The sequence below is a fragment of the Elstera litoralis genome, assembly GCF_000963705.1.
GTDB classification, from domain to species: Bacteria; Pseudomonadota; Alphaproteobacteria; order Elsterales; family Elsteraceae; genus Elstera; species Elstera litoralis.
Genome location: NZ_LAJY01000683.1, coordinates 1 through 997 on the forward strand (window position 1 = coordinate 1; position 997 = coordinate 997).

Here is a 997-nt window from a genome sequence, read left to right on the forward strand (position 1 = left end):
AAATGCCAAGGCGCGTTCTGCAAGGCAGGGTAGTGAGTGATAAGTGCGATAAGACCGTTACGGTTTTGGTGTCGCGCCGCGTTATGCACCCTGTCTATAAAAAATTCATCACGCGGACGAAGAAATACGCCGCGCACGATGAAACCAACAACTTCAAGACGGGCGACTTCGTGAAGATTCGCGAATGCCGCCCCATCTCGAAGTCCAAAACTTGGGAAGTTGTGACCGATGAAACGGTTGCGACGGGCGAAGGAGCGTAACCCATGATTCAGGTGCAAACTAACCTGGACGTCGCCGATAATTCCGGCGCACGCCGAGTCATGTGCATCAAAGTTCTGGGCGGCTCGAAGCGGAAGACGGCTGCGGTGGGCGACGTTATCGTCGTTTCCATCAAAGAAGCCATTCCGCGCGGCCGCGTGAAGAAGGGCGATGTGCACCGGGCTGTTATTGTCCGGACCGCAAAAGAAGTGCGTCGGTCGGACGGGTCCTCGATCCGGTTCGATACGAACGCGGCGGTTCTGATTAATAAGCAGAACGAGCCCATCGGAACCCGTATCTTCGGCCCGGTGACCCGTGAACTGCGGCTCAAGAACTTCATGAAGATCATCTCGCTTGCTCCGGAAGTGCTGTGATGTCCTTGAAATTGAAAATCAAGAAGGGCGACCAGGTCGTTGTGACGACCGGTCGTGACCGCGGCAAGACGGGCGAGGTTCTCGAAGTTCTGCCGAAAGAAAACCGGGTTAAGGTCCAGGGCATTAATATCGTCAAGCGGCACACCAAGCCGTCACAGACGCAGCCCGGCGGCATTGTGGAGAAGGAAGCGACGATTCACGTCTCGAACATCTCCCACATCGACCCGAAGACCAAGCAGCCGACTCGCATCGGCTATAAATTCCTCGCTGATGGCCGCAAGGTACGCTTCGCTAAGCGTTCCGGCGAGCTCATCGACGTTTGAGGTGTAGCATGGCGACTCGTCTGCAAGATCATTATCAAGCCG

General features: G+C 55.8%; 3 protein-coding genes. All 3 read left to right on the plus strand.

Annotated elements, in window-relative coordinates; all coding sequences use genetic code 11:
- Positions 1-2: 2 nt before the first annotated feature.
- From rpsQ to rplX, 3 genes are read left to right on the plus strand one after another with little or no spacing between them, the layout of a single operon-like run.
- Positions 3-260, plus strand: coding sequence for a 30S ribosomal protein S17 (gene rpsQ, locus VZ95_RS18950; RefSeq protein WP_045777248.1), 258 nt, complete (start codon positions 3-5; stop codon positions 258-260).
- A gap of 3 nt (positions 261-263) precedes the next feature.
- A complete protein-coding gene (gene rplN / locus VZ95_RS18955) occupies positions 264-632 on the plus strand; it encodes a 50S ribosomal protein L14 (RefSeq protein WP_045777249.1) in 369 nt (122 codons plus the stop codon).
- Complete coding sequence (gene rplX, locus VZ95_RS18960) at positions 632-955, plus strand: 50S ribosomal protein L24 (protein WP_045777250.1); 324 nt, start codon at positions 632-634, stop codon at positions 953-955. Before rplN ends, rplX begins: the two co-directional genes overlap by 1 nt.
- Positions 956-997 lie beyond the last annotated feature (42 nt).